General features: G+C 64.4%; 18 protein-coding genes. 3 read left to right on the top strand and 15 right to left on the bottom strand.

Translation table 11 applies throughout. The annotated features are described in order from the left end of the window. Nucleotides 1-108: 108 nt before the first annotated feature. The 8 genes from gyrB to mutM all read right to left on the bottom strand — a co-directional run bounded on the left by gyrB (nt 109) and on the right by mutM (nt 10,994). On the bottom strand, nt 109-2,562 hold the full coding sequence (gene gyrB / locus ACQY46_RS05425) for a DNA topoisomerase (ATP-hydrolyzing) subunit B (RefSeq protein ID WP_428699263.1): 2,454 nt from the start codon (nt 2,560-2,562) through the stop codon (nt 109-111). A 214-nt stretch (nt 2,563-2,776) separates the two neighbouring features. Continuing rightward, nucleotides 2,777-3,394 (bottom strand): LysE family translocator, encoded by a 618-nt coding sequence (locus tag ACQY46_RS05420; protein WP_428699262.1) that lies wholly within the window; start codon nt 3,392-3,394, stop codon nt 2,777-2,779. A 41-nt stretch (nt 3,395-3,435) separates the two neighbouring features. Next, nucleotides 3,436-4,575 carry a DNA replication/repair protein RecF gene (gene recF, locus ACQY46_RS05415; protein WP_428699261.1) on the bottom strand — a complete coding sequence of 380 codons (1,140 nt, stop codon included), beginning with the start codon at nt 4,573-4,575 and terminating at the stop codon, nt 3,436-3,438. Nucleotides 4,576-4,664: 89 nt separating this feature from the next. Beyond that, entirely contained in the window at nt 4,665-5,783 is a 1,119-nt protein-coding gene (dnaN, locus tag ACQY46_RS05410; RefSeq protein WP_428699260.1) for a DNA polymerase III subunit beta, read from the bottom strand. 229 nt (nt 5,784-6,012) lie between these two features. Continuing rightward, nucleotides 6,013-7,488: a chromosomal replication initiator protein DnaA gene (gene dnaA / locus ACQY46_RS05405; protein WP_306028158.1), complete on the bottom strand. Its 1,476-nt coding sequence runs from the start codon at nt 7,486-7,488 to the stop codon at nt 6,013-6,015. A gap of 1,137 nt (nt 7,489-8,625) precedes the next feature. After that, the gene (gene rpsT, locus ACQY46_RS05400; RefSeq protein ID WP_306028157.1) at nt 8,626-8,892 is read right to left on the bottom strand and encodes a 30S ribosomal protein S20; all 267 of its coding nucleotides are present in this window, start codon (nt 8,890-8,892) and stop codon (nt 8,626-8,628) included. Nucleotides 8,893-9,166: 274 nt separating this feature from the next. Beyond that, the gene (locus ACQY46_RS05395) at nt 9,167-9,940 is read right to left on the bottom strand and encodes an enoyl-CoA hydratase (RefSeq protein WP_428699259.1); all 774 of its coding nucleotides are present in this window, start codon (nt 9,938-9,940) and stop codon (nt 9,167-9,169) included. Between the two features lie 136 nt (nt 9,941-10,076). Beyond that, nucleotides 10,077-10,994 carry a bifunctional DNA-formamidopyrimidine glycosylase/DNA-(apurinic or apyrimidinic site) lyase gene (gene mutM / locus ACQY46_RS05390; RefSeq protein ID WP_428699258.1) on the bottom strand — a complete coding sequence of 306 codons (918 nt, stop codon included), beginning with the start codon at nt 10,992-10,994 and terminating at the stop codon, nt 10,077-10,079. Nucleotides 10,995-11,223: 229 nt separating this feature from the next. On the opposite strand from mutM, the gene ubiE reads away from it, so the two are divergent. Next, the gene (gene ubiE / locus ACQY46_RS05385) at nt 11,224-12,021 is read left to right on the top strand and encodes a bifunctional demethylmenaquinone methyltransferase/2-methoxy-6-polyprenyl-1,4-benzoquinol methylase UbiE (protein ID WP_428699257.1); all 798 of its coding nucleotides are present in this window, start codon (nt 11,224-11,226) and stop codon (nt 12,019-12,021) included. Nucleotides 12,022-12,028: 7 nt separating this feature from the next. Further along, entirely contained in the window at nt 12,029-13,597 is a 1,569-nt protein-coding gene (gene ubiB, locus ACQY46_RS05380) for a 2-polyprenylphenol 6-hydroxylase (protein ID WP_428699256.1), read from the top strand. A 49-nt stretch (nt 13,598-13,646) separates the two neighbouring features. On the opposite strand, the gene ACQY46_RS05375 is transcribed toward ubiB, so the two are convergent. Beyond that, a complete protein-coding gene (locus tag ACQY46_RS05375) occupies nt 13,647-14,504 on the bottom strand; it encodes a helix-turn-helix transcriptional regulator (RefSeq protein WP_428699255.1) in 858 nt (285 codons plus the stop codon). Between the two features lie 87 nt (nt 14,505-14,591). Here ACQY46_RS05375 and ACQY46_RS05370 point away from each other — a divergent pair, with 87 nt between their 5' ends. Further along, nucleotides 14,592-16,151 carry an MFS transporter gene (locus ACQY46_RS05370; protein WP_428699254.1) on the top strand — a complete coding sequence of 520 codons (1,560 nt, stop codon included), beginning with the start codon at nt 14,592-14,594 and terminating at the stop codon, nt 16,149-16,151. A 16-nt stretch (nt 16,152-16,167) separates the two neighbouring features. Here ACQY46_RS05370 and ACQY46_RS05365 read toward each other — a convergent pair whose 3' ends face one another. From ACQY46_RS05365 to ACQY46_RS05340, 6 genes are all read right to left on the bottom strand, one after another. Further along, on the bottom strand, nt 16,168-16,833 hold the full coding sequence (locus ACQY46_RS05365; protein WP_428699253.1) for an alpha-ketoglutarate-dependent dioxygenase AlkB family protein: 666 nt from the start codon (nt 16,831-16,833) through the stop codon (nt 16,168-16,170). Nucleotides 16,834-16,994: 161 nt separating this feature from the next. After that, nucleotides 16,995-17,402, bottom strand: coding sequence for a F0F1 ATP synthase subunit epsilon (locus ACQY46_RS05360; protein WP_428699252.1), 408 nt, complete (start codon nt 17,400-17,402; stop codon nt 16,995-16,997). 24 nt (nt 17,403-17,426) lie between these two features. After that, the gene (gene atpD, locus ACQY46_RS05355) at nt 17,427-18,866 is read right to left on the bottom strand and encodes a F0F1 ATP synthase subunit beta (protein ID WP_428699251.1); all 1,440 of its coding nucleotides are present in this window, start codon (nt 18,864-18,866) and stop codon (nt 17,427-17,429) included. A 24-nt stretch (nt 18,867-18,890) separates the two neighbouring features. Further along, on the bottom strand, nt 18,891-19,760 hold the full coding sequence (locus ACQY46_RS05350) for a F0F1 ATP synthase subunit gamma (protein ID WP_428699250.1): 870 nt from the start codon (nt 19,758-19,760) through the stop codon (nt 18,891-18,893). 35 nt (nt 19,761-19,795) lie between these two features. Further along, nucleotides 19,796-21,325 carry a F0F1 ATP synthase subunit alpha gene (gene atpA / locus ACQY46_RS05345; RefSeq protein ID WP_428699249.1) on the bottom strand — a complete coding sequence of 510 codons (1,530 nt, stop codon included), beginning with the start codon at nt 21,323-21,325 and terminating at the stop codon, nt 19,796-19,798. Continuing rightward, nucleotides 21,325-21,885, bottom strand: a complete 561-nt coding sequence (locus tag ACQY46_RS05340) for a F0F1 ATP synthase subunit delta (protein WP_428699248.1) — start codon at nt 21,883-21,885, stop codon at nt 21,325-21,327. The genes atpA and ACQY46_RS05340 overlap by 1 nt, the downstream gene beginning before the upstream one ends. Nucleotides 21,886-21,946 lie beyond the last annotated feature (61 nt).

Raw genomic sequence — 21,946 nt, 5'->3', positions numbered from 1 at the left:
GCAGCTTGTTTTTGAGGAATGTCTTGGCCGCTTCCTATAGGGGGGGCAGCCGGCTTTGTCAAAGAAAGAATCCCCGTTCGCGGCGTTTTCCGCGACCGGGTCCGTCGGTCACACGTCGAGATTGGCGACGGCGAGAGCGTTCTCCTGGATGAAGGCCCGGCGCGGATCGACGTCGTCACCCATCAGCTTGGTGAAAATGTCATCGGCGGCATCGGCCTCGCGCACCTTCACCTGCAACAGGGAGCGCGCGTTCGGGTCGAGCGTCGTCTCCCAGAGCTGCTCGGCGTTCATTTCGCCCAGACCCTTGTAGCGCTGCAGGGATATGCCCTTGCGGCCTTGCGCGAACACCGAATCCAGAAGCGCCCGCGGCCCGCGGATCGCCGTCTCCGTGCCTTTTCTGTAAAGGGTCGCGGCCTTGCCATAGACCTCCTGCAGATGCTCGGCCCTGGCGTGCAGCTTGCGCGCGTCTGCTGCCCCCAGAAGCGCCGCATCGATGGTGGCAGCCTCCTTCACACCGCGAACGATGCGTTCGAAGACGAGGTCGCCGTTGTCACGCACCTGCCCTTCCCAGCCACGCTCGAACTCATCGGCCAGAATGTCGAGACGCCGGGCGATATAGGCCGCGGCCTCACCAGCCTTGTCCGCATCGTGGTGGACATCGGCATCGAGCGCTCCGGCAATGGTTGCCTGCTCGACCACGTCCCGGTCATAGCGCGAATGCAGACCGTCCAGGATATGGGCGACGGCGCGCGCCTTCTCGACGACATCGCGCAGGTCCTTGCCGGCACGAGCCTCGCCGTCGGCAAGCGTCAGCGAGCAATCCTCGAGCCCGGTGTCGATGAGATAATTCTCAAGCGCTTCCTGATCCTTCAGGTACTGCTCTGAATTGCCCCTCTTCACCTTGTAGAGCGGCGGCTGGGCGATATAGATGTGACCACGCTCGATCAGGTCCTGCATCTGCCGGAAGAAGAAGGTCAGCAGCAGCGTGCGGATATGGGCGCCGTCGACGTCGGCGTCCGTCATGATGATGATCTTGTGGTACCGGAGCTTGTCGAGGTTGAACTCCTCCTTTCCGATACCGGTGCCCAGAGCGGTGATAAGCGTGCCGATCTCGTTGGAAGACAGCATCTTGTCGAAACGGGCCCGCTCGACATTGAGGATCTTGCCGCGCAGCGGAAGGATTGCCTGGTTCTCGCGGCTGCGGCCCTGCTTGGCCGAGCCGCCGGCCGAGTCGCCCTCGACCAGGAAAAGTTCGGCCTTGGCCGGATCGCGTTCCTGGCAGTCGGCGAGCTTGCCGGGAAGGGAGGCGATGTCGAGGGCTCCCTTGCGCCGCGTCAATTCGCGCGCCTTGCGTGCCGCCTCGCGGGCGCTGGCCGCCTCCACCACCTTCGAAACCAGGGTGCGGGCCGGCCCCGGGTTTTCCTCAAGCCAGGTCGACAAGGTCGCGTTGATCACGTTCTCGACCACGGGGCGGACCTCGGAGGACACGAGCTTGTCCTTGGTCTGCGACGAGAATTTCGGGTCCGGGACCTTGACGGAAAGGACGCAGGTCAGCCCTTCGCGGCAATCGTCGCCGGTCAGCGAGACCTTTTCCCGCTTCATGAGCCCCGACTGCTCGGCATATCCCGTCATCTGACGGGTCAAGCCCGCGCGGAACCCGGCAAGATGGGTGCCTCCGTCGCGCTGGGGGATGTTGTTGGTAAAGCACAGCACCTGCTCGTGGTAGCTGTCGTTCCACCACATCGCCGCCTCGACGGTGATGCCGTCCCTCTCGGCTCGCATCATGATCGGCGCCTCGATCAACGGATGCTTGGCCCGGTCGAGATAGCGGACAAAGGCTTCGAGCCCTCCTTCGTAGAACAGCTCGACGGCGTTTTCCTCGACGCCGCGCCGGTCCGTCAGGAGGATACGAACGCCGGAATTCAGGAAGGCAAGCTCCCGCAGCCGGTGTTCCAGGGTCGCAAAATCGAACTCGATACGCGTGAAAGTGGCCGGTGACGGCATGAAGGTCACCTCGGTGCCCTTGCGTCCCTCGCCGGGACCGACCACAGCCAGCGGCGCCTCGGCGTCGCCGTCGCGGAACCGCATGCGGTGTTCGTTGCCGTTGCGCCAGATACGCAGATCAAGCCAGGTCGACAGCGCATTCACGACGGAAACGCCGACACCGTGCAGGCCGCCCGACACCTTGTACGAGTTCTGGTCGAACTTACCGCCGGCATGCAGCTGGGTCATGATGACCTCGGCGGCCGAGACGCCCTCTTCCGGATGCAGGTCCGTCGGAATGCCGCGTCCGTTGTCGGTCACGGTGACCGAGCCTTCCGCATTGAGGGTGACGGTCACCCGGTCGGCGTGGCCGGCGAGCGCCTCGTCGATGGCATTGTCGACCACCTCGTAGACCATGTGGTGAAGACCCGAGCCGTCATCGGTGTCGCCGATATACATGCCCGGGCGCTTGCGCACTGCATCGAGGCCCTTGAGGACCTTGATGGAGCCGGCTCCATACTCGTCGGCATCAGCCGGAACTTGCGGATCGGGTTCGCCGGTCGTCGGAGTGTCGGTCATTCGAATCAGTCGCTCACCTGGTCGTGTCTGTCAGACAGTTATACGGGGTTGAAGCACGGGTTCAACCAAGCCTCGGGCATCGTTTCGGCACATGAAACCACGGCAACGGCCGGATCCGTCCCGCTCTGTGGCAGCAGTCCCGCCAAGCGGCCAAGGTCTGCGAGTTTCCCCTGCAATATCAACGAACCAAAAGGCCCCGAGCAAGGTGCGATGGCTAGCGTGTAGCCACTGCAACAGCGGCACCGGCCATCATCGACCCGGCGACCCTGTTGAGAAGCCGCATCGAACTGGGGCTGGTGATCATCCGCCGTGCCCGTTCAGCAAGCAGACAATAGCCGCCAAGCACCACCGCCAGCACCACCAGTGTCACCACGGAGAGCTCGACATAGCCGAGAACAGTGACCGTTTCGAGGGCGATGATATTCGGCAGGAGCGCCAGGTAGAAGACCATGGTCTTCGGGTTTCCGAGCGTCAGCGTCAGCCCTGCAAGAGCAAGACGGAAGCGGCTCTCCTGCCGTGACACGCGGACGCTCGCCATGCCTGCATCGGCGGGAGCGGTCCACATCTTCCAGGCGAGATAGACGAGATAGGCCGCGCCCAGATATTTGAGTGACAAGAATACGATGCCGAACGTCTTTGCCAGAACAGCAAGGCCGGCAACCGCGAACCCGAGCCAGATGACATCTCCGAGCGCGATGCCGAAGCAGAAGGCGGCAGCGCCTTCGCGGCCGCGCGCCAGCACACGGGCAACAATCGCAGCAACACCAGGGCCGGGAATTGCCGCCGCCACGAACAGAGCGGCGGCGAACACGACAAGCGCGGAGACTTCCATTGAGAGACGTTTCCCGAACTGAACGGTGGGGAGCCTTCGGCTCACCCCTCTATATAGGGACTAATACCCGAACTTGCGACCTTCAGGATGAGGCTTTCTGGCGGAAGATCCGCGAAAAGCCGGGCGTCCGTTCCCGTCATCAGGACCTGCAGTCCGAGATCGGCAAGCCTGGCGAACAAGGCCTTGCGACGGCCGGGATCGAGATGCGCCGCCACCTCGTCGAGAAGCAGGACCGGTGTCATTCCGGCGGTCACCGCCGTCACCTCCGCATGGGCCAGGACAAGACCGATCAGGAGGGCCTTCTGCTCCCCCGTCGACGCCAGGGCGGCAGGCATGTCCTTGGCAAGATGCCGCACCTCCAGATCGCTGCGATGCGGGCCGGACAGCGTGCGTCCTGCCGCCCGGTCCCGGCCGCGCATCGCAACCAGCAGGTCGCGGTACCAGTCTTCCAGCTCCGAGGCAGATTGCCCGCCGGCCTCCGCCTCGAAGTCACCGGCAAGGGTGACGCCGGCGCGGGGAAACGGCAGGCCGAGGTTGTCCTGCGCCCGGATCCTCGCCTGCAGGAGGGCGACCGTTTCCTTGCGCGCGCAACTCACCGCAACCGCCAACGGGGCGAGTTGCGCCTCGACCGCATCCAGAAATGCCGGCGTACCGCCCTCGTCGAGCACCCGGTTGCGCGCCCGCAGTGTCTTTTCCAGGTCCGCGACACGGCGTCCGTGGCCCGGGTCGACGGCAAGCACCAATCGGTCCAGAAACCGCCTGCGATCGCCGGCAGGGCCGGTGAACAGCCCGTCCATGGCCGGCAACAGCCACAGGACCCGCATATGGTCCAGCAATTGCTCGGACGACCTGGCGTCGGCGCCGTCGATCCGGATCCGGCGGCCGGCCGCCCCCGGTGCATGCCCGACGCCGATCCGCGTCTCCCCGAACGGCCCGTCCAGCCGTGCAGCGACGGACCAGCCGGTATCCGTATCCTTGCGGCGAATGTCATCGAGCTGCGCCCGGCGCAGGCCGCGCCCTGCCGTCAGTTGGGAAACCGCCTCCAGCAGGTTCGTCTTGCCGGCCCCGTTGTCGCCGACCAGCGCGACAAGGCGCGCGCCGAGCGAGACGGAAACCTGCGTGTAGTTTCGGAAATCTGTCAGGCTGAGGCTGCGGAGAGCAACCTGGATCGGTTCGCCCATTCCGCATCCACCTTGAGCCGTTTTGTCCCTGCCGCGGGCATCCGTGGGGCGAGACCGCCTGCAAGGCGGTCCCGGAGGGTGTCTGATGCCTAGACGCGCATCGGCATCAGCACATAGAGCGCGTCTTCCACGCCCTTGTCCTGGATCAGCGTCGGCGCGCCGGCATCGGCGAACCGGAAGGAGGCCGTATCGCCGCGAAGCTGTCCGGTGATCTCCAGCAGGTAACGCGAATTGAACCCGATCTCGAGCGGATCGCTGTCATAGTCGATGGCCAGTTCCTCGGTGGCCGAGCCGCTGTCCGGATTGACGACCGTGAGGATCATCCGTCCTTCCGAGATGGCAAGTTTCACCGCCCGGCCGCGCTCCGAGGAGATCGTCGAGACACGATCGACCGCCGCCTTGAACTCGTCCCGCTCGACAAGCATTTCCTTGTCGTTGTTCTGCGGGATGACGCGGCCGTAGTCAGGGAAGGTGCCGTCGATCAGCTTCGACGTCAGCACGACATCCCCGGTGGTGATGCGGATCTTGGTCTCGGAAATCTCGATCAGCGCCTCGGCATCCGGCGCCTCCAGAAGCTTCTGGATCTCGCCGACCGTCTTGCGCGGCACGATGATACCCGGCATGCCGGTCGCACCGGCTGGCGCCGGGATCTCCGCCCGCGCCAGGCGATGCCCGTCGGTCGCGACACCGCGCAGCCGCTCGCCGGCCTCGGCCGCCACAGCGTGCACATAGATGCCGTTCAGGTAGTAGCGCGTCTCCTCGGTGGAGATGGCGAACTGGGTGGCATCGATGATCGTGCGCAGATCTCGGGAAGGGAGCGTGAAGGAGTGGCTGAATTCGCCCGCGGTGATATCCGGAAAGTCGGCTTCCGGCAGCATCTGCAGGGCAAAACGCGAGCGGCCCGCCCGAATTTCCAGCGTCGCGTTGTCGGGGGAGGTTTCAAGCGCCACCTGGGCACCCTCCGGCAGCTTGCGCACGATGTCGTAGATCATGTGCGCGGGCACCGTCGTCGCGCCCGGCTGCTCGACCAGCGCCGTGATGCGCTCCGAGATTTCCAGATCGAGATCCGTTGCCTTGAGGAGCAGTTGGCCGTCCTCACACCGCAACAGCACATTCGACAGGATCGGAATGGTGTTGCGGCGTTCGACGACACGATGAACATGGGTCAGGGACTTCAGAAGATCAGTCCGCTCGAGTGTCACTTTCATTGCGTCGTCCGTTGTCGAAAAGCGTGGGTGTCGAGAGGTCGTCCGCGCGGAAGCCGCAACGGTCAAATGGGCGTCGACACTGCCCCGTTGCGCTGCGAAATGCAAGCCTCTGGAGGTCGGTAGCAATCCGTGCAAGCGACACCGGCGGGCGGGGGACAAGCCGGCAAGGCAGTGGCGCGAACACGTGCTCGCGCCACTGCAAACCGGACGTCACCGAAACCGGGTCTCGTCAGGCGTCAAGCATCCGCCTCAGCAGATCCAGCTCCTGGGCAAGAGCCGTATCAGAGCGGGCCAGATCCTCGATCTTGCGCACCGCGTGAAGAACTGTGGTGTGGTCGCGATTGCCAAACCGGCGGCCGATCTCCGGCAGCGAGCGCGGCGTCATCATCTTGGCCAGATACATCGCGATCTGGCGCGGACGCACGATCGTGCGCGTGCGCCGGGCGGACAGCAGATCCGCCTTGGAGACATTGTAGTGCTTGGAGACGATGCGCTGGATCTCTTCGATCTTGACCCGCCGCGGCTCGGTGTTTCGAACCAGGTCCCGCAGGGTGGCTTCGGCCATTTCCTGCGTCACCGGATGGTTGGTCAGCTGATTGTGGGCGATCAGCCGGTTGAGCGCCCCTTCCAGGTCGCGACCGGAATTGCCGACATGCCGAGCGACATAGTCAAGCACGCCCTCGGGGATCGAGAAACTCGGATGGGCCCGGCGCACGGTTTCGATCCGGCCGCTCAGGATTGCCCGGCGCAGGCCGAAATCCGGCTCGGAGATGGCGACGACAAGCCCGCCGGCCAGGCGCGAGCGCATGCGGTCGTCGAGCGTCTCCAGATCCGCCGGCGGCCGGTCGGCAGCAACCACCACCTGCCGTGCGCCGTCGATCAGCGCATTGAGCGTGTGGCAGAACTCCTGCTGGACCTGCTTGCCGTGAAGGAACTGCATGTCGTCGATCAACAAAAGGTCGATGGTCCGGAGCGTGTCCTTGAAGGCAAGCGCCGACTGCGCCTTCAGCGCCGCCACGAAACGGTACATGAAATGCTCGGCCGTCAGGTACAGGACGCGCTTGCCGCTTGCCCGTGCGGCCGAAGCCACCGCCTGCATCAGGTGGGTCTTTCCAAGCCCGACGGAGGCGTGGATGTAGAGCGGGTTGAAAGTGACGGAGGCCGCCGTCGCGACCTGCCGGGCCGCGGCCAGTGCGAGCGCGTTGGACTCGCCCTCGACGAAGGAATCGAACGTGTATTTCGGATCGAGCGCCGCGCCTTCCAGGCTGTCGGTGCCCCCGCGCGATGCGGCCGGGGACGCCGAACCCACGCTTGCCGCCCCTCCGTTGCCGCCGCCGAACGTGTTGTCGACCACCTTGACCGGCTGGGCGGAACGCGGAGAGGAGGGAAGCGCGCGCGCTGCTGCGACTGCCGCCGGACGGGCCCGGACCGCGCCGCGCACGGTCAGCTCGATGCGATGGACATCCTCGCACTCGTGCTTCCAAAGCCCCATGAGGCGCTCGCGATAGTGCGACTGAATCCACTGCTTGAGGAAGCGCGTGGGGACCGACAGGCGAACCGTGCCGTCCGAATGATCCTCAAGATCCACCCGTGCGAACCAGCTTGAGAAGACGTCCTCGCCCAACTCGGCGCGCAGGCGCTTCTTCACGCGTGTCCAATGATCGATCCCTGCGGCTTCGGATGCCGGCAGTTCCTGCAAGTTCATGGTAACGCCTCCAATATTGCCAACGGGGTGCTCCGCCGCCGCAGAGCCCGTTGATCTTTGTCTGTCTTCGCCGCAGTCGGCTTGTTTTCGGTTGTCGCAAGCGCGACGTGTCCCTGCCGGAGAAAGCGATACTCGCCCCGGTGCCATGTTTCGCGCCAAGCTATCCAAGGCTGCGCCGCACGCCGGTTCCGGCACGGGCGCCCCTCTTATCTGGCAGGCGCGGATGTTACGCGTGATCCAAGGAAACCACCGGTCGGGAACGCTCGCCGGCGACACGCAGAAATCAGGTTACCGGCCCCCTGCAGGGCCGCTCCATCGGAGCGGCACAGAAAGTCGATTGAGCAGTCATCGTCAAGCCCCTCTTTCCAGTCTTTGCTGCGGTGCGACGTCCTGTCGTCAGGTTCCGCCACACGTGACTTCCGGTTGTCTCCGCAAGCCCCTTCCGGCATCAATTCTCACGCAGACTCCTGGCGGCGAACAAAAACAAAGCGCCCTGCCGAAAGTATCGGCAAGCCAGGACATTGCGATTTCGGGATTTTCTAACGCGGCAGTTGGTTTACTACAGACTAGAGGCCACACCAGAGCGAGCATCTTCGAACATTCGCAAGGAGAGACAATGCCATTCGCTCAATGTATATTTCAGGCACAAATATATCATTGCTCTCCTAGAGGCCCCTGTCGCGTTTCTTGTAAGATTTGACCGGGCGAGTGCCCGATAGACAAACCATACACAGCGCCCGTCAGGCCCGCAACAGCGTCTCGAGCCAATTCGGCAACGCACCGCGCGGGCCAGCACCGGCCAAACGAAGGTGACGCCGGGAAAGCAAAAAAGAACGCGTTTTGACTCAACGTGTTTTTGCCCTGGCGAGCAGTCCGAAGCCCATTTTGCTGTGCACTAAAAAAAAATTATCAGCTTCAATCTTGACAACCTGCAAAGCGACCGCGATCCGCAGAGCGGCCAGCAACATTACTTTAAGCCTTTGAAAAAGAAGATATATCTCTGCCAAGCCTTTTGCCCTTCGCAGCACTCGAATCGCACGGGTTGGTTAGGCGGTTGGCAATCTCACGGATGTGTGCCGGCAAAAGAAAAACCCGACCAAAAGGCCGGGTTTCAATTGTTCAGACGGGGTAGAAAACCTACGCGCCGAGCGACTTGATCCGCGCGCTCAGGCGAGAAATCTTCCGCGACGCCGTATTGCGATGAACAACGCCCTTGGTTACCGCCCGCATGAGTTCGGGCTGGGCCGCCTGGAGCGCCTGGTTCGCCGCTGCCTGATCGCCGGAAGCAATGGCTTCCTCGACCTTGCGCAGGTGCGACCGCACTCGGCTGCGGCGGGCCTTGTTGATGGCCGTGCGGCGCTCGATCTTTCGCGCCGCCTTCTTGGCCGAAGGGGTGTTGGCCATATTTTGTCCTGATGCGTTACGTGATCATTCTGGCTCGTCGCGATCGAGGCGCCAGATGTCACCCCGGTCAAACGAAAGCGGCGGCGGAACGAGCCGCCACCGGTCGGCTGGGTTATAGGCTGCCGGCCACGCCCCGTCAACGCGAAACTCGCAATCTTCGAGGCAAAGTGGCTCGGAATGGCCCCAGCCGCACGGAGCGGCGCGGAGCGGCGGATCAGAAACCCGTCGCACCGGCTGCAACAGGCATCCACCCGCCTCCGATCCGGAAACGGCGTTAGCTGTTCCTGAACTGCGGCGCACGCTTCTCGACAAAAGCGGCCATGCCTTCGGTCTGATCGTCGGTCGCGAACATGGAGTGGAACAGCCGACGCTCGAAGCGCACGCCTTCGGCGAGCGTCGTCTCGTAGGCGCGATTGACACTTTCCTTGGTCATCATGGCAATGGGCAGGGAGAAGCCGGCAATCTTCTCCGCGACCTTCAAGGCCTCGTCGACCAGATCGGAGAGCGGCACCACCCGGCTGGCAAGCCCGGAGCGCTCCGCCTCTTCGGCGTCCATCATGCGCCCGGTCAGGCACATTTCCATGGCCTTGGACTTGCCCACGAAGCGGGTCAGGCGCTGCGTCCCCCCCGCGCCCGGCATGACGCCGAGCGTAATTTCCGGCTGACCGAACTTGGCATTGTCGGCCGCGAGGATGAAATCGCACATCATCGCCAGTTCGCACCCGCCACCCAGCGCATATCCGGCAACCGCCGCGATGATCGGCTTGCGAAAGCGCGACACCTGATCCCAGGAGGTGATGAAATCGGTCTTGTAGGCCTCGACGAAGGAAAGAGAACTCATCTCCTTGATGTCGGCACCCGCGGCGAAGGCCTTTTCCGACCCGGTGAGCACCACGCATCCAACCTTGTCGTCGCTTTCGAACAGTGCCAGGGCGGCATTGAGCTCGGCGATCAGTTCGGAATTCAGGGCGTTCAGCGCCTTCGGCCGGTTGAGCGTGACAAGCGCTACGCGCCCGCGCTTCTCGACCCGAATATTCTCGTATCCCATGGGACCTCCCGGAGATGGAGCAGCGCCGGAGGGTGGCGCCGTCTTCGCGGCTCAAGGGGTAGCCGAAGCGGCCATCGGCCGCAACCGGGCAAACCCCGCAGCGCACCGGTCCTCGGCCGGCATGCCGCGGCGCAGTCTAGCGCTGGCACTGCGGGCAGAAGAAGGTCGAACGTCCCGACTGGGTGATACGCGCGACCGTTCCCCGGCAGCCCGACCGCGGGCAGGCCTCGCCCTCGCGCCCATACACCAGGAAGGAGTGCTGGAAATAGCCGAGTTCGCCATCCGCCTGGCGATGGTCCCTCAGGGTCGAGCCGCCGGCGGCAATGGCCGCATCGATCACCTCCCTGATCGACGTGGCCAGCCGGACCGCGCCCGCGCCGGGGCGCCCCTGCCGGGTCACCAGCGTGCCGGACGCGCGACGCGGCGACAGACCGGCCCGGTGCAACGCCTCGCAGACATAGATGTTGCCGAGACCGGCAATGTTGCGCTGATCGAGAAGTGCAGCCTTCAGAGGAGCAACCTTGCCCTTGAGCACCGAGGCGAGATGCGCCGCATCAAGTGCATTGCCCGTCGGCTCCAGTCCCAGATTGACGAAATAGGGATGCTGGTCGAGCGCATCACGCGGGACAAGCGTCATGAATCCGAAGCGGCGCGGGTCGTTGTAGACGATCCGCATGTTGGTGCCCGCGGCCTCGTCGAGGCTGAACACGACATGGTCATGCGTGCGGTTCTCGGACCGCGGATAGCGGAACATCTCGCCGGCAATCGTCGCTGAGGACAGGTTGTCTCCGCTCTCCACGACCCGTTCGACCCGAAAGGCGCCGGACATGCCCAGATGCATCACCACGACCATGCCGTCCTCCAGATCGGCCAGCAGATACTTCGCCCTCCGCCCCATCGCGACAACCCTGCGGCCGGAGATTCGCGAGCTGAAATCCTCAGGAAAGGGAAAACGGAGATCGGGGCGACGCAGCATGACGTCGCGAATGACCGCTCCCTCCATGACCGGCGCAAGGCCGCGCCGAACGGTTTCTACCTCGGGAAGTTCCGGCATCTCTGGCTCCAGTTCACCTGTCCGAACCCTGCTTGCAGACAACGGCAGGCGGCGTCAATCGACATGCTGCCGCCGTCCCGCAATTCGGAGGGTGGCTATCGTTGTCAGCGACCTTTTCGAACCTGCGACCACACGGACGGGACCTGCGCCGATCCGCGCCCGTGACCTCTCTTCGGAAATGCTGTAAGCCAAGCCTCAGCAAGCGAAAACGAACCGCACGGAGAGGCAGATGTCGGGACGCATGGACAGCGACCGGGCGCGTACCCACGGCCCGGAAATGGCGACAAGCTTCGGCTTCCGCACGGTCGGGAACGGTGAAAAGCAACCGCTCGTAAATGACGTGTTTCATCAGGTCGCCAGCCGCTACGACCTGATGAACGACCTCATGTCGGGAGGGCTGCACCGCCTGTGGAAGGACGCGATGATCTCCAGCCTTGCGCCGCCACGCTCGAACGCGCGCGCCTTTCGCGTGCTGGACGTCGCCGGCGGCACCGGTGACGTCGCGACCCGCATCGTCACCCGCGGAGGGGCGCAGACGAATGCCGTCGTCTGCGACATCAACGGATCGATGCTCCAGGTCGGGCAGACGCGCGCCGACAAGGCGGGCCTTTCGGATCGCCTGCGCTTCGTGGAGGGCAATGCCGAGGACCTTCCGTTTCCCGACCGTTCCTTCGATGCCTACACGATCGCCTTCGGCATCCGCAACGTGCCCCGCATCGACAAGGCGCTGGCCGAGGCGCGTCGCGTGCTCAAGCGCGGCGGCCGCTTCCTGTGCCTGGAGTTCAGCCAGGTCGACGTCGCCGGCCTGGACCGGATCTATGACGCCTTCTCCTTCAACGCCATTCCCGCCATGGGCCGGCTCGTCACCGGCGATGGAGAACCCTATCGCTATCTGGTGGAATCGATCCGCAAGTTTCCCAATCAGGAGCGTTTTGCCGACATGATACGCGAAGCCGGTTTCTCGCGCGTCGACCACCGGAACTATTCCGGCGGCATTGCCTGCCTGCATTCCGGCTGGGCGATCTGAGGCGCCGATGCCCGTCGGATCCCTTATCCGCCTTGCCCGCGCCGGTTTCGTCATGGCCCGCGAAGGTGTCTTCGGCATTGTCGATCTGCCCGACCTCCCGCCGGCGCAGAGAATCGCTCTGCGGGTCGTGCGCGTGCTGGAGCGCCGCTCCGTCCGCCACAAGGCCGCGGACAAGCGGCTGTCCGACGCCCTGGTCCGGCTTGGCCCGTCCTATGTGAAACTCGGACAGTTCCTTGCCACCCGCCCGGATGTTGTCGGCCGCGACATCGCCTCGGACCTGACGGCTCTGCAGGACCAGATTCCGCCCTTCGGCATGGACGAGGCCCGCCGTGTGGTGCGCGAGCAGCTCGGTCGCCCGGTCGAGGAGATCTATGCAAGCTTCGAACCGCCGGTTGCCGCAGCCTCGATCGCGCAGGTTCACCCGGCCGAGATCGAGGCCGCGGACGGAACCCGCCGCAAGGTCGCGGTCAAGGTGCTGCGCCCGGGTGTCGCCGAGCGGTTCCGGCGGGACCTGAAGAGCTACTACCTGATCGCGCGACTGATCGAACGGCTGCATCCGCCCTCTCGGCGCCTTCGCCCCGTCGCCGTCGTCGATACGCTGGCGCGGTCCGTCGAGCTGGAAATGGATTTCCGTCTCGAGGCCGCAGCGCTTTCGGAAATGGGCGAGAACACGCAGGACGATCCGGGCTTCCGTGTGCCGGCTGTCGATTGGCCCCGCACCGCCAAGGCCGTGTTGACGATGGAATGGATTTCCGGCCGCAAGCTTTCCGACGTGGCCGGGATTGCTGCCGATGGCCACGACCTGCCGGCGATCGGCGCCAACATCATCCAGTCGTTTCTGCGTCACGCGGTGCGGGACGGTTTTTTCCACGCCGACATGCACCAGGGAAACCTGTTCCTGGAGCCCGACGGAACGTTGGTTGCCGTCGATTTCGGCATCACCGGCCGTCTTGGCCGGGCCGAGCGCCGCTTCCTGGCGGAGATTCTGTTCGGCTTCATCACACGCGACTACCGGCGTGTGGCCGAGGTTCACTTCGAGGCCGGCTACGTTCCCGCCGACCAGGACGTGGATGTGTTCGCCCAGGCGATCCGCGCCATCGGCGAGCCGATCCACGGCCATGACGCCTCAGAAATTTCCATGGCACGCCTTCTGACGCAGCTGCTGGAGGTCACGGAACTCTTCAACATGCGGACGCAGACGCAGCTGATCATGCTGCAAAAGACCATGGTCGTCGTCGAGGGCGTGGCACGCACGCTCAACCCGCATCTCGACATGTGGCACACGGCCGAGCCGGTCGTGCGCGGCTGGATCGAGAGGAACCTGGGTCCTGCCGGCCGCCTGCAGGATGCTGCAACCGGCCTTGCCGCCCTCGGACGGCTGGCAGCCGACTTGCCGCTGCTCGCCGACCGGGCCACCCGCCTGTCCGCCGAGCTCGAAGCCATGACCGAAAAGGGCCTGCGCTTTGATGCGGCCACCGCCCAGGCAATCGGGCGGGCGGAGGCGCGATACACGCGTTCGGGCAGATTGGCTCTGTGGGTGATCGCGGCACTGCTCGCCATCGCGATCCTGGGATAGGCCGTGCGCGAGCCTACGGGCCAGAAAACTGAAGGGGCCTGACCCGGCCTTACCCTGAAAGCCCGGGACTCGAACGTTCCAACGGGCCGCCCCGATCTGTCGTGAGATTTTCGATCTCTTCCGTTTCGAAGTAAACGACCATGCGCAGATGCCGGTACTCGTCGACGATCAGCACTTCCTGGTCGAACCGTCGTTCGCGGCCATTGTCGAGGATGGTCGCCGGCCCACGACCGGCTGGACAATCCTGCGCCTGGGCCCACCATTTTCGAAAATCGGGCGAGACCCTGACCAGATCGTCCACGAACTCACGCATGCCGGCGTCATCGGCCACCAGGGCAAAGTCGCGCCGCAGCGCTTCGACAAGGCCCCGGGCCTCGTCCCGCCATGACGGAAGACGGCGGCGGAATTCGGGATCCGCAAACATCATCCGAAGCATGTTGCGGCCCGACATATCCCTTTGTGTCAGGCCGAACAGCCGGTCAGCCCCATCATTCCAGGCAATGACGTCCCAGCGCAGGTTGAGAACACAGGACGGCCGATCCGCCATCTCGTCCATCAGTTGCTGCACACGCGGACGAACAGCCGGCCAGCGATAAGGTTCGGCGCGCGGCGGGCGACCATGCGCCAGCATGAACAGATGACCACATTCGGCATCGTCCAGTTTCAAAACCTTGGCCAGTCTCAGGAGAAAGTCCTCGGACACGCCGATGTCCCGTCCCTGCTCAAGCCATGTGTACCAGGTGAGGCCGACGCCAGCCAGGACGGCAACCTCCTCGCGGCGCAAGCCCGGCGTTCGCCGGCGTTTGCCCGGCGGCAGGCCGAGATCGGCGGGTAGCAGCCGTTCCCGGCGCCGGCGCAGGAAATCGGCAAGATCCGTGCGACTGCGTTCAAGGGATCGAGGGGGCATGCCATGTTACCTTTAGTAATAGAATAAACTGCTAAATTGTACCCCTATCAAATTGGCTCATATGTGCTGCCAACACAAGGAGGCAGCATGTCAACCGACACCGATCAGGCCCGTCCTGGACCGTCAAATCAACCTGCCACGAACCGCCACGTCCCCAGACGGGCCGGAGCCAGGGAATGGGGCGGCCTTGCAGTGCTCGCCCTGCCGACCGCGCTGCTCGGGCTGGATGTCACGTTGCTCTATCTCGCCCTGCCGGCGCTGGCCGAGGATCTTCAACCCAGCACCACCCAGGCCCTGTGGATCATGGATGCCTACGGCTTCATGATCGCGGGGCTGCTGATCACAATGGGCACGCTGGGCGATCGTATCGGACGGCGACGGCTGCTGATGATCGGTGCCCTCGCCTTTGGCCTTGTCTCCGTTCTGGCCGCATTCTCGCCGTCAGCCAACGTTCTGATTGCCGCCCGTGCGGCGCTCGGCGTGGCCGGCGCAACCCTGATGCCATCAACGCTCGCGCTGATCAGCAACATGTTTCGCGACGCAGGGCAGCGAGGTCTGGCATTCGGGATTTGGGCCACCATGTTCGGCCTTGGCATGGCCGTTGGCCCGCTCGTCGGCGGAGCGCTTCTGCAACAATTCTGGTGGGGGGCGGCGTTTCTCGTCGCCGTGCCGGTCGTCGCGATCGTGCTGGTTGCCGCGCCCTTCCTGTTGCCCGAGTACCGGGCACCGACGCGCGAGCGGCTCGATCCGGCCAGCGTGGCGCTGTCCCTGGCTGCAATTCTTCCGGTCGTGTTCTTCGTCAAGAAAAGCGCCGAAACGGGCTTGTCGTCGTTTTCTCTTTTGATCTTGGCGGTCGGGCTCGGGTTTGGCCTGATCTTCGCCAGGCGTCAGCGCAACCTGGCCGACCCCCTGCTTGATGTCCGCCTGTTCGGCAATCGAAGCTTCACCGCCGCGCTGGCCGTCCTGCTGTTCGGATTGGTCGGCGTTGGCGGAGCGATGCTGCTGGTCACACAATACCTGCAACTGGTCCTCGGCCTCACTCCGATCGCCGCTGGACTGTGGATGGGGCCCCCTGCCCTGATGATGATCGCCGCCGGGATTGGCGCACCGCTTCTTGCGCGTCATATGCGCCCCGGTTACGTGATGGCAGGATCACTGGCGTTCTCGGCTCTCGGGTATCTGCTTGTCGCTTTCGTCGCCTGGCTCCCGGGTCTTACCCTGGTCCTGAGCGGCTACGCCCTGATCTATCTCGGACTGGGCACCATCGCCGCGCTTGGCACCGATCTGGTGGTCAGCGCCGCCCCGCCGGAGAAAGCCGGATCGGCCTCGGCCATGACCGAGACCGTGCAGGAGCTCGGCATTGCCGTCGGCGTGGCGCTTTTCGGCAGCTTGACAACCGCGGTCTACCGCCACGGGATCCTCACGCGCATCCCCGACACCCTTCCGCTGGACCTCTCTACCGCCTTGACGGAAAGCTTGTGGGCGGCAACAGCGGCGACACCCGCGATGCCGGCAGATCTCGTCGATGAGGCAAGAACCGCGTTCACCTCCGGAATGAGCGTCTCCGCCGCGGGGGCGGCCGTCGGTGCCACGATACTCGTCCTCGTCTGTGCAAGGGTGCTGGGAGGTTCTCCTGATCGGCGATGAATGGCAATGCCTGTCGTCAAGGCGCCGGCAGCGGGGTCACCCGGCGCAGCGTCAGGTTGATGCGGCCGTCATCGCGCAGCAGCGTCGAGGTCCCCGGCAGGATCCGGTCGATGCCGTGATAGGCCAGCCGGGCCGGACCGGCGAGCACGACAACATCGCCAGATGCAAGACGCAGCGAGCGCGTGGGATCGCGCCGCGCCAGGCCGCCGATGCGAAACAGGCCCGTCGCTCCGAGCGAGACCGAGACGACCGGCGCGTCGAACGTTTCCTCGTCCCGGTCCTGGTGCAGGCCAAGCCGGGCGCCCGGCGCATAGAGATTCACGAGGCAGGCCTCGGGATCCGGCGCTTCGGGTGCAAGCCCGCGCCACAGTGCCAGCAGGCTTTGCGGCATGGCCGGCCAGGGCGTGCCCTTTACCGGGTGTGTCGCCTGATAGCGGTAGCCGCCGCGATCGGACACCCAGCCCAGCGGCCCGCAATTCGTCATGCGGACGGAGAAGGGTTTGCCGCTGCGCGGCATTTCCGGCGTGAACAGCGGAGCCTCGGCGACGACCGCGCGAACCTCCTCAAGGAGGCTTTCCTGCGCCGCACGGTCAAGCCGGCCGGGAAGCACGCGAAAACCCTCCGGCGCTGCGGAGCGACCGGTCGTCGAAGAGGCAGATGCGGATGATGCGGTGTCGCCCATTGATTGAACGATGCGGGATGCATGCGAGCCATGTCCACCCGTTTTCGCATCCGCTTTCAACCGGGACCGCGCGGGTCCGGCCGGCCGGACCGGGACAAAAAAGGGGCGCCCGGTAGGGCGCCCCTGATATCCGCCAGCCGAAGACTGGCCGGTCGCGAGGATCAGACTGCCGCGAGTGCCGCCTGAACATCGCGGAGCTGGGCCAGATGCACTGCCGCCTTCTCGCGCGTGGCATCATCACCGGCATCCGTCACGTCCTCTTCGGCATCCTTGATCTGGCGAGCCAGATCATCGGCCTTGAGGTCATTGAGCGCGATCGCGTGCTCGGCAAGAACCGTCAGCCCCTTGGGACCGGCTTCGGCGAACCCGCCACGCACATAATAAACCTGATCGCCACCGGCTGTACCGGACACCCTGAGAACGCCCGGTCGCAGCGTGGACATCATCGGAGCATGGCCGGCCATGATACCGAATTCGCCCTCGGCCCCCGGCACCACGACCATCGTCGCCTCTTCGGACAGAAGAAGTCGCTCCGGAGAGACGAGCTCGAACTGGAATGCTCCTGCCATGTCGTGCCTCTGATCCCTGTCTCGTTACGCGGCTTCGGCGGCCAGACGCTGCGCCTTCTCGATCGCCTCATCGATGGAACCGACCATGTAGAAGGCCGCCTCCGGGAGGTGATCGTATTCGCCGTCGACCAGGCCCTTGAAGCCCTTGATCGTGTCTTCGAGCGCAACGAGCTTGCCCGGCGAGCCGGTGAAGATCTCGGCGACAAAGAACGGCTGCGACAGGAAGCGCTCGATCTTGCGGGCGCGGGCCACCGTGAGCTTGTCCTCTTCCGAGAGCTCGTCCATGCCGAGGATGGCGATGATGTCCTGAAGCGCCTTGTAGCGCTGCAGCGTCGCCTGCACGGCACGGGCCGTCTCGTAGTGCTCGTCGCCGATGATCCGCGGATCAAGGATGCGCGAGGTCGAATCGAGCGGGTCCACGGCCGGATAGATGCCCTTCTCGGCGATCGACCGGTTCAGAACCGTCGTCGCGTCGAGGTGAGCGAAGGTCGAGGCCGGCGCCGGATCGGTCAGATCGTCGGCCGGCACGTACACGGCCTGCACCGAGGTGATCGACCCCTTGGTCGTGGTGGTGATGCGCTCCTGCATCGCACCCATGTCGGTGCCCAGCGTCGGCTGATAGCCCACAGCCGAGGGAATGCGGCCGAGAAGCGCCGACACTTCCGAACCCGCCTGGGTAAAGCGGAAGATGTTGTCGACGAAGAACAACACATCCTGGCCTTCGTCGCGGAAATGCTCGGCGACAGTGAGGCCGGTCAGCGCCACGCGGGCACGCGCTCCGGGAGGCTCGTTCATCTGGCCGTAGACCAGCGCGCACTTGGAACCTTCGGTCGAGCCGTCATGCTCTTTCGGATCGCGGTTCACGTTGGACTCGATCATCTCCCAGTAGAGATCGTTGCCCTCGCGGGTCCGCTCGCCGACGCCGGCGAAGACGGAGTAGCCGCCATGTGCCTTGGCGATGTTGTTGATCAGCTCCATGATGAGCACGGTCTTGCCGACACCGGCGCCGCCGAACAGGCCGATCTTGCCGCCCTTGGCGTACGGTGCGAGCAGGTCGACGACCTTGATGCCCGTCACCAGGATTTCCGCGTCGGTGGACTGCTCGGTAAAGCTCGGGGCTTCCTGGTGGATACCGCGCCTGGTCTCATGAACGATCGGGCCGGCCTCGTCGACCGGCTCGCCGATGACGTTCATGATGCGGCCGAGCGTGCCTGCACCGACCGGAACCGAAATCGGCTCGCTGGTGTCGACCACTTTCTGGCCGCGAACGAGACCCTCGGTCGCGTCCATGGCGATGGTGCGAACCGTGTGCTCGCCAAGATGCTGGGCCACCTCGAGCACGAGGCGGTTGCCGTTGTTGTCGGTCTCAAGGGCGTTGAGAATCGGCGGCAGGTGGTCGTCGAACTTGACGTCGACCACGGCGCCGATGACCTGAGTGATCCGCCCGACTGCATTGTCAGCCATATTGCTATCCTCGTCTCGATCCGGTCAGAGCGCCTCGGCGCCCGAGATGATTTCGATCAGCTCCTTGGTGATCTGAGCCTGCCGCTGACGGTTGTAGTTGAGCGTCAGCTTGTTGATCATGTCACCAGCGTTGCGCGTGGCGTTGTCCATCGCGCTCATACGCGCGCCCTGCTCGGAAGCCGCATTCTCGAGAAGACCCCTGAAGATCTGCACCGAGATGTTGCGCGGGAGAAGATCCGCGAGGATCTCCGCCTCGTCGGGCTCGTACTCATAGACCGCGTCAAGCTCTGCCGCCTCGCCGAAGGTTGCCGGGATGAGCTGTTGTGCCGTAGGCACCTGGCTGATCACCGACTGGAACCGGGCGTAAAAGAGCGTGCAGACGTCGAACTCGCCTTCCTCGAACATCTGCCGGACGAAATCACCGATCTCGTCCGCGTTCTCGAAGGCGACCCGCTTAACGTGGCGAAGCTCGATCGTCTTGACGATATGAGCGCCCATGTCACGCTTCAGGGAATCGAAGCCCTTCTTGCCGACACAGACGATCTTGACCGTCTTGCCCTGCGCGATCAGCGACTTTGCCCGCTCGCGCGCCAGCTTGGCGATCGAGGAGTTGAAGCCGCCGCACAGGCCGCGCTCGGCAGTGGCGACGAGGAGCAGATGCACATCATCCTTGCCGGTGCCGGCGAGGAGCTGCGGTGCGTCGTCACGCCCCTCGAAAGCATTGGCCAGATTGGCCAGCACCGCCTCCATGCGTTCCGCATAGGGCCGCGCGGCCTCGGCCGCCTCCTGCGCGCGACGCAGTTTCGCCGCGGCCACCATCTGCATGGCCTTGGTGATTTTCTGCGTCGCCTTCACGGAGGCGATCCGGTTTCGTAAGTCCTTCAGGCTCGGCATGGCCGCCCCTTGTCCCGGTTGCCGTCAGTCACACGTCAGGCGAAATTCTTCAGGAACGTCTCGATAACCGCCTTCAGGCGCCCTTCGAGCACGTCGTCCAGCGCCTTCTTCTCCCAGATTGCATCCAGGAGGTCGGCATGTTCGCCACGCAGGTTGAGCAACAGGCCTTCCTCGAAGGCCTTCACCTTGTCCAGCGGCAGCTTGTCCAGGTAACCGTTGACGCCGGCATAGATGACGGCGACCTGCTCCTGGGTCTTCAGCGGCTGGAACTGTCCCTGCTTCAGAAGCTCGGTCAGTCGCGCGCCACGGTTCAGCAAACGCTGGGTCGTGGCATCGAGGTCCGAACCGAACTGGGCGAAAGCCGCCATCTCGCGGTACTGGGCAAGCTCGCCCTTGATCTTGCCCGCAACCTGCTTCATCGCCTTGATCTGGGCGGACGAGCCCACGCGCGACACCGACAGGCCGACGTTCACCGCCGGGCGAATGCCCTGGAAGAACAGATCCGTCTCCAGGAAGATCTGGCCATCGGTGATCGAGATCACGTTGGTCGGAATGAAGGCCGAAACGTCGTTACCCTGGGTCTCGATGACCGGCAGCGCGGTCAGCGAGCCAGACCCGTTGGCCTCGTTCAACTTGGCCGAACGCTCGAGCAGGCGGGAGTGCAGGTAGAACACGTCGCCCGGGAAAGCTTCGCGCCCCGGCGGACGACGGAGAAGAAGCGACATCTGGCGATAGGCCACGGCCTGCTTGGTCAGATCGTCGTAGCCAATCACGGCGTGCATGCCGTTGTCGCGGAAGAATTCGCCGATCGCGGTGCCTGCGAACGGCGCCAGGAACTGGAGCGGAGCCGCGTCGGACGCTGTGGCCGCGACGATCACCGAGTACTCAAGGGCACCCGATTCCTCCAGCTGCTTCACGAACTGGGCGACGGTGGAACGCTTCTGGCCGACGGCAACGTAGATGCAATAGAGCTTCTCGCCCTCATTGTCCGTCGCGTGCATCGACTTCTGGTTGAGGAAAGTATCCAGAATGATCGCGGTCTTACCGGTCTGGCGATCGCCGATGACCAGCTCACGCTGGCCGCGACCGACCGGGATCAATGCATCGATGGCCTTGAGGCCGGTCGACATCGGCTCATGCACGCCTTTGCGCGGCAGAATGCCCGGCGCCTTGACGTCGACGCGGCGCATCTCGGTTCCCTCGATCGGACCCTTGCCGTCGAGAGGCTGGCCGAGCGGATCGACAACGCGGCCGAGAAGGCCCTTGCCCACCGGGATCTCGACGATTGCGCCGGTCCGCTTGACCGTGTCGCCTTCCTTGATGTCACGGTCGGATCCGAAAAGCACGATACCGACATTGTCGGTTTCGAGATTGAGCGCCATGCCCTTGATGCCGCCCGGAAACTCGACCATCTCGCCGGCCTGGACCTGGTCGAGACCGTAGACGCGAGCGATACCGTCGCCCACCGAGAGCACCTGACCAACTTCCGTAATTTCGGCTTCCTTGCCGAAATTCTTGATCTGGTCCTTGAGGATGGCGGAGATTTCCGCTGCCCGAATATCCATCAGCCGACCTCTTTCATCGCGAACTTGAGGGAATTGAGTTTTGTCTTGAGCGAAGTGTCGATCATCCGGCTGCCGACCTTGACGACAAGGCCGCCGATCAGCGAGGGATCCACCTTCGAAGAAATCACCACCTTCTTGCCGGTCGCCGCATCGAGCGCTTCGGCAAGGGCGGAAAGCTGGGTGTCCGACAGCTGCGCCGCCGAGGCGACCTCCGCCGGCACTTCCCCGCGGCGGCGCGCGAGATCGGCGCGGAACGCCTGGATCATGCCCGGAACGGCGAAGAGGCGCCGGTTCTTGGCTGCCAGCTTCAGGAAGCTCGCCGCGAGGCCCGTCTGACCTGCCTTGTCGAGAACCGCCGACAGCGCCTTCAGCTGTTCATCGGCGGAAAAGACCGGGCTTGTCACGAGACGGCGCAGGTCGGCACTGTCCTGGAGCAGCTTCTCGAACGCGTTCAGCGCAGTCTCGACCTCGGCGACGGAGCCTTGCTCCTCGGCCAAGTCGAGCAGCGCCGTTGCGTAACGGTGAGCCACACCTGAAATGAGAGATACGTTGTCGGTCACAGGGTCCGTGCTCTCTTAGGCAGGTTTGAGCCGGTGCGCCCAGCAGGGCTGATCGCAAGGC

Source organism: Stappia sp. (assembly GCF_965276915.1).
In the GTDB taxonomy this organism is placed as follows: Bacteria; Pseudomonadota; Alphaproteobacteria; order Rhizobiales; family Stappiaceae; genus Stappia.
This window is presented reverse-complemented; position numbering and strand designations above follow the sequence as displayed.

Excerpts from the sequence above, each read along its gene's own strand:
- gyrB (WP_428699263.1), bottom strand. The coding sequence starts at position 2,562 with ATGACCGACACTCCGACGACCGGCGAACCCGATCCGCAAGTTCCGGCT.
- ACQY46_RS05420 (WP_428699262.1), bottom strand. The coding sequence starts at position 3,394 with ATGGAAGTCTCCGCGCTTGTCGTGTTCGCCGCCGCTCTGTTCGTGGCG.
- recF (WP_428699261.1), bottom strand. The coding sequence starts at position 4,575 with ATGGGCGAACCGATCCAGGTTGCTCTCCGCAGCCTCAGCCTGACAGAT.
- dnaN (WP_428699260.1), bottom strand. The coding sequence starts at position 5,783 with ATGAAAGTGACACTCGAGCGGACTGATCTTCTGAAGTCCCTGACCCAT.
- dnaA (WP_306028158.1), bottom strand. The coding sequence starts at position 7,488 with ATGAACTTGCAGGAACTGCCGGCATCCGAAGCCGCAGGGATCGATCAT.
- rpsT (WP_306028157.1), bottom strand. The coding sequence starts at position 8,892 with ATGGCCAACACCCCTTCGGCCAAGAAGGCGGCGCGAAAGATCGAGCGC.
- ACQY46_RS05395 (WP_428699259.1), bottom strand. The coding sequence starts at position 9,940 with ATGGGATACGAGAATATTCGGGTCGAGAAGCGCGGGCGCGTAGCGCTT.
- mutM (WP_428699258.1), bottom strand. The coding sequence starts at position 10,994 with ATGCCGGAACTTCCCGAGGTAGAAACCGTTCGGCGCGGCCTTGCGCCG.
- ubiE (WP_428699257.1), top strand. The coding sequence starts at position 11,224 with ATGTCGGGACGCATGGACAGCGACCGGGCGCGTACCCACGGCCCGGAA.
- ubiB (WP_428699256.1), top strand. The coding sequence starts at position 12,029 with ATGCCCGTCGGATCCCTTATCCGCCTTGCCCGCGCCGGTTTCGTCATG.
- ACQY46_RS05375 (WP_428699255.1), bottom strand. The coding sequence starts at position 14,504 with ATGCCCCCTCGATCCCTTGAACGCAGTCGCACGGATCTTGCCGATTTC.
- ACQY46_RS05370 (WP_428699254.1), top strand. The coding sequence starts at position 14,592 with ATGTCAACCGACACCGATCAGGCCCGTCCTGGACCGTCAAATCAACCT.
- ACQY46_RS05365 (WP_428699253.1), bottom strand. The coding sequence starts at position 16,833 with ATGGGCGACACCGCATCATCCGCATCTGCCTCTTCGACGACCGGTCGC.
- ACQY46_RS05360 (WP_428699252.1), bottom strand. The coding sequence starts at position 17,402 with ATGGCAGGAGCATTCCAGTTCGAGCTCGTCTCTCCGGAGCGACTTCTT.
- atpD (WP_428699251.1), bottom strand. The coding sequence starts at position 18,866 with ATGGCTGACAATGCAGTCGGGCGGATCACTCAGGTCATCGGCGCCGTG.
- ACQY46_RS05350 (WP_428699250.1), bottom strand. The coding sequence starts at position 19,760 with ATGCCGAGCCTGAAGGACTTACGAAACCGGATCGCCTCCGTGAAGGCG.
- atpA (WP_428699249.1), bottom strand. The coding sequence starts at position 21,325 with ATGGATATTCGGGCAGCGGAAATCTCCGCCATCCTCAAGGACCAGATC.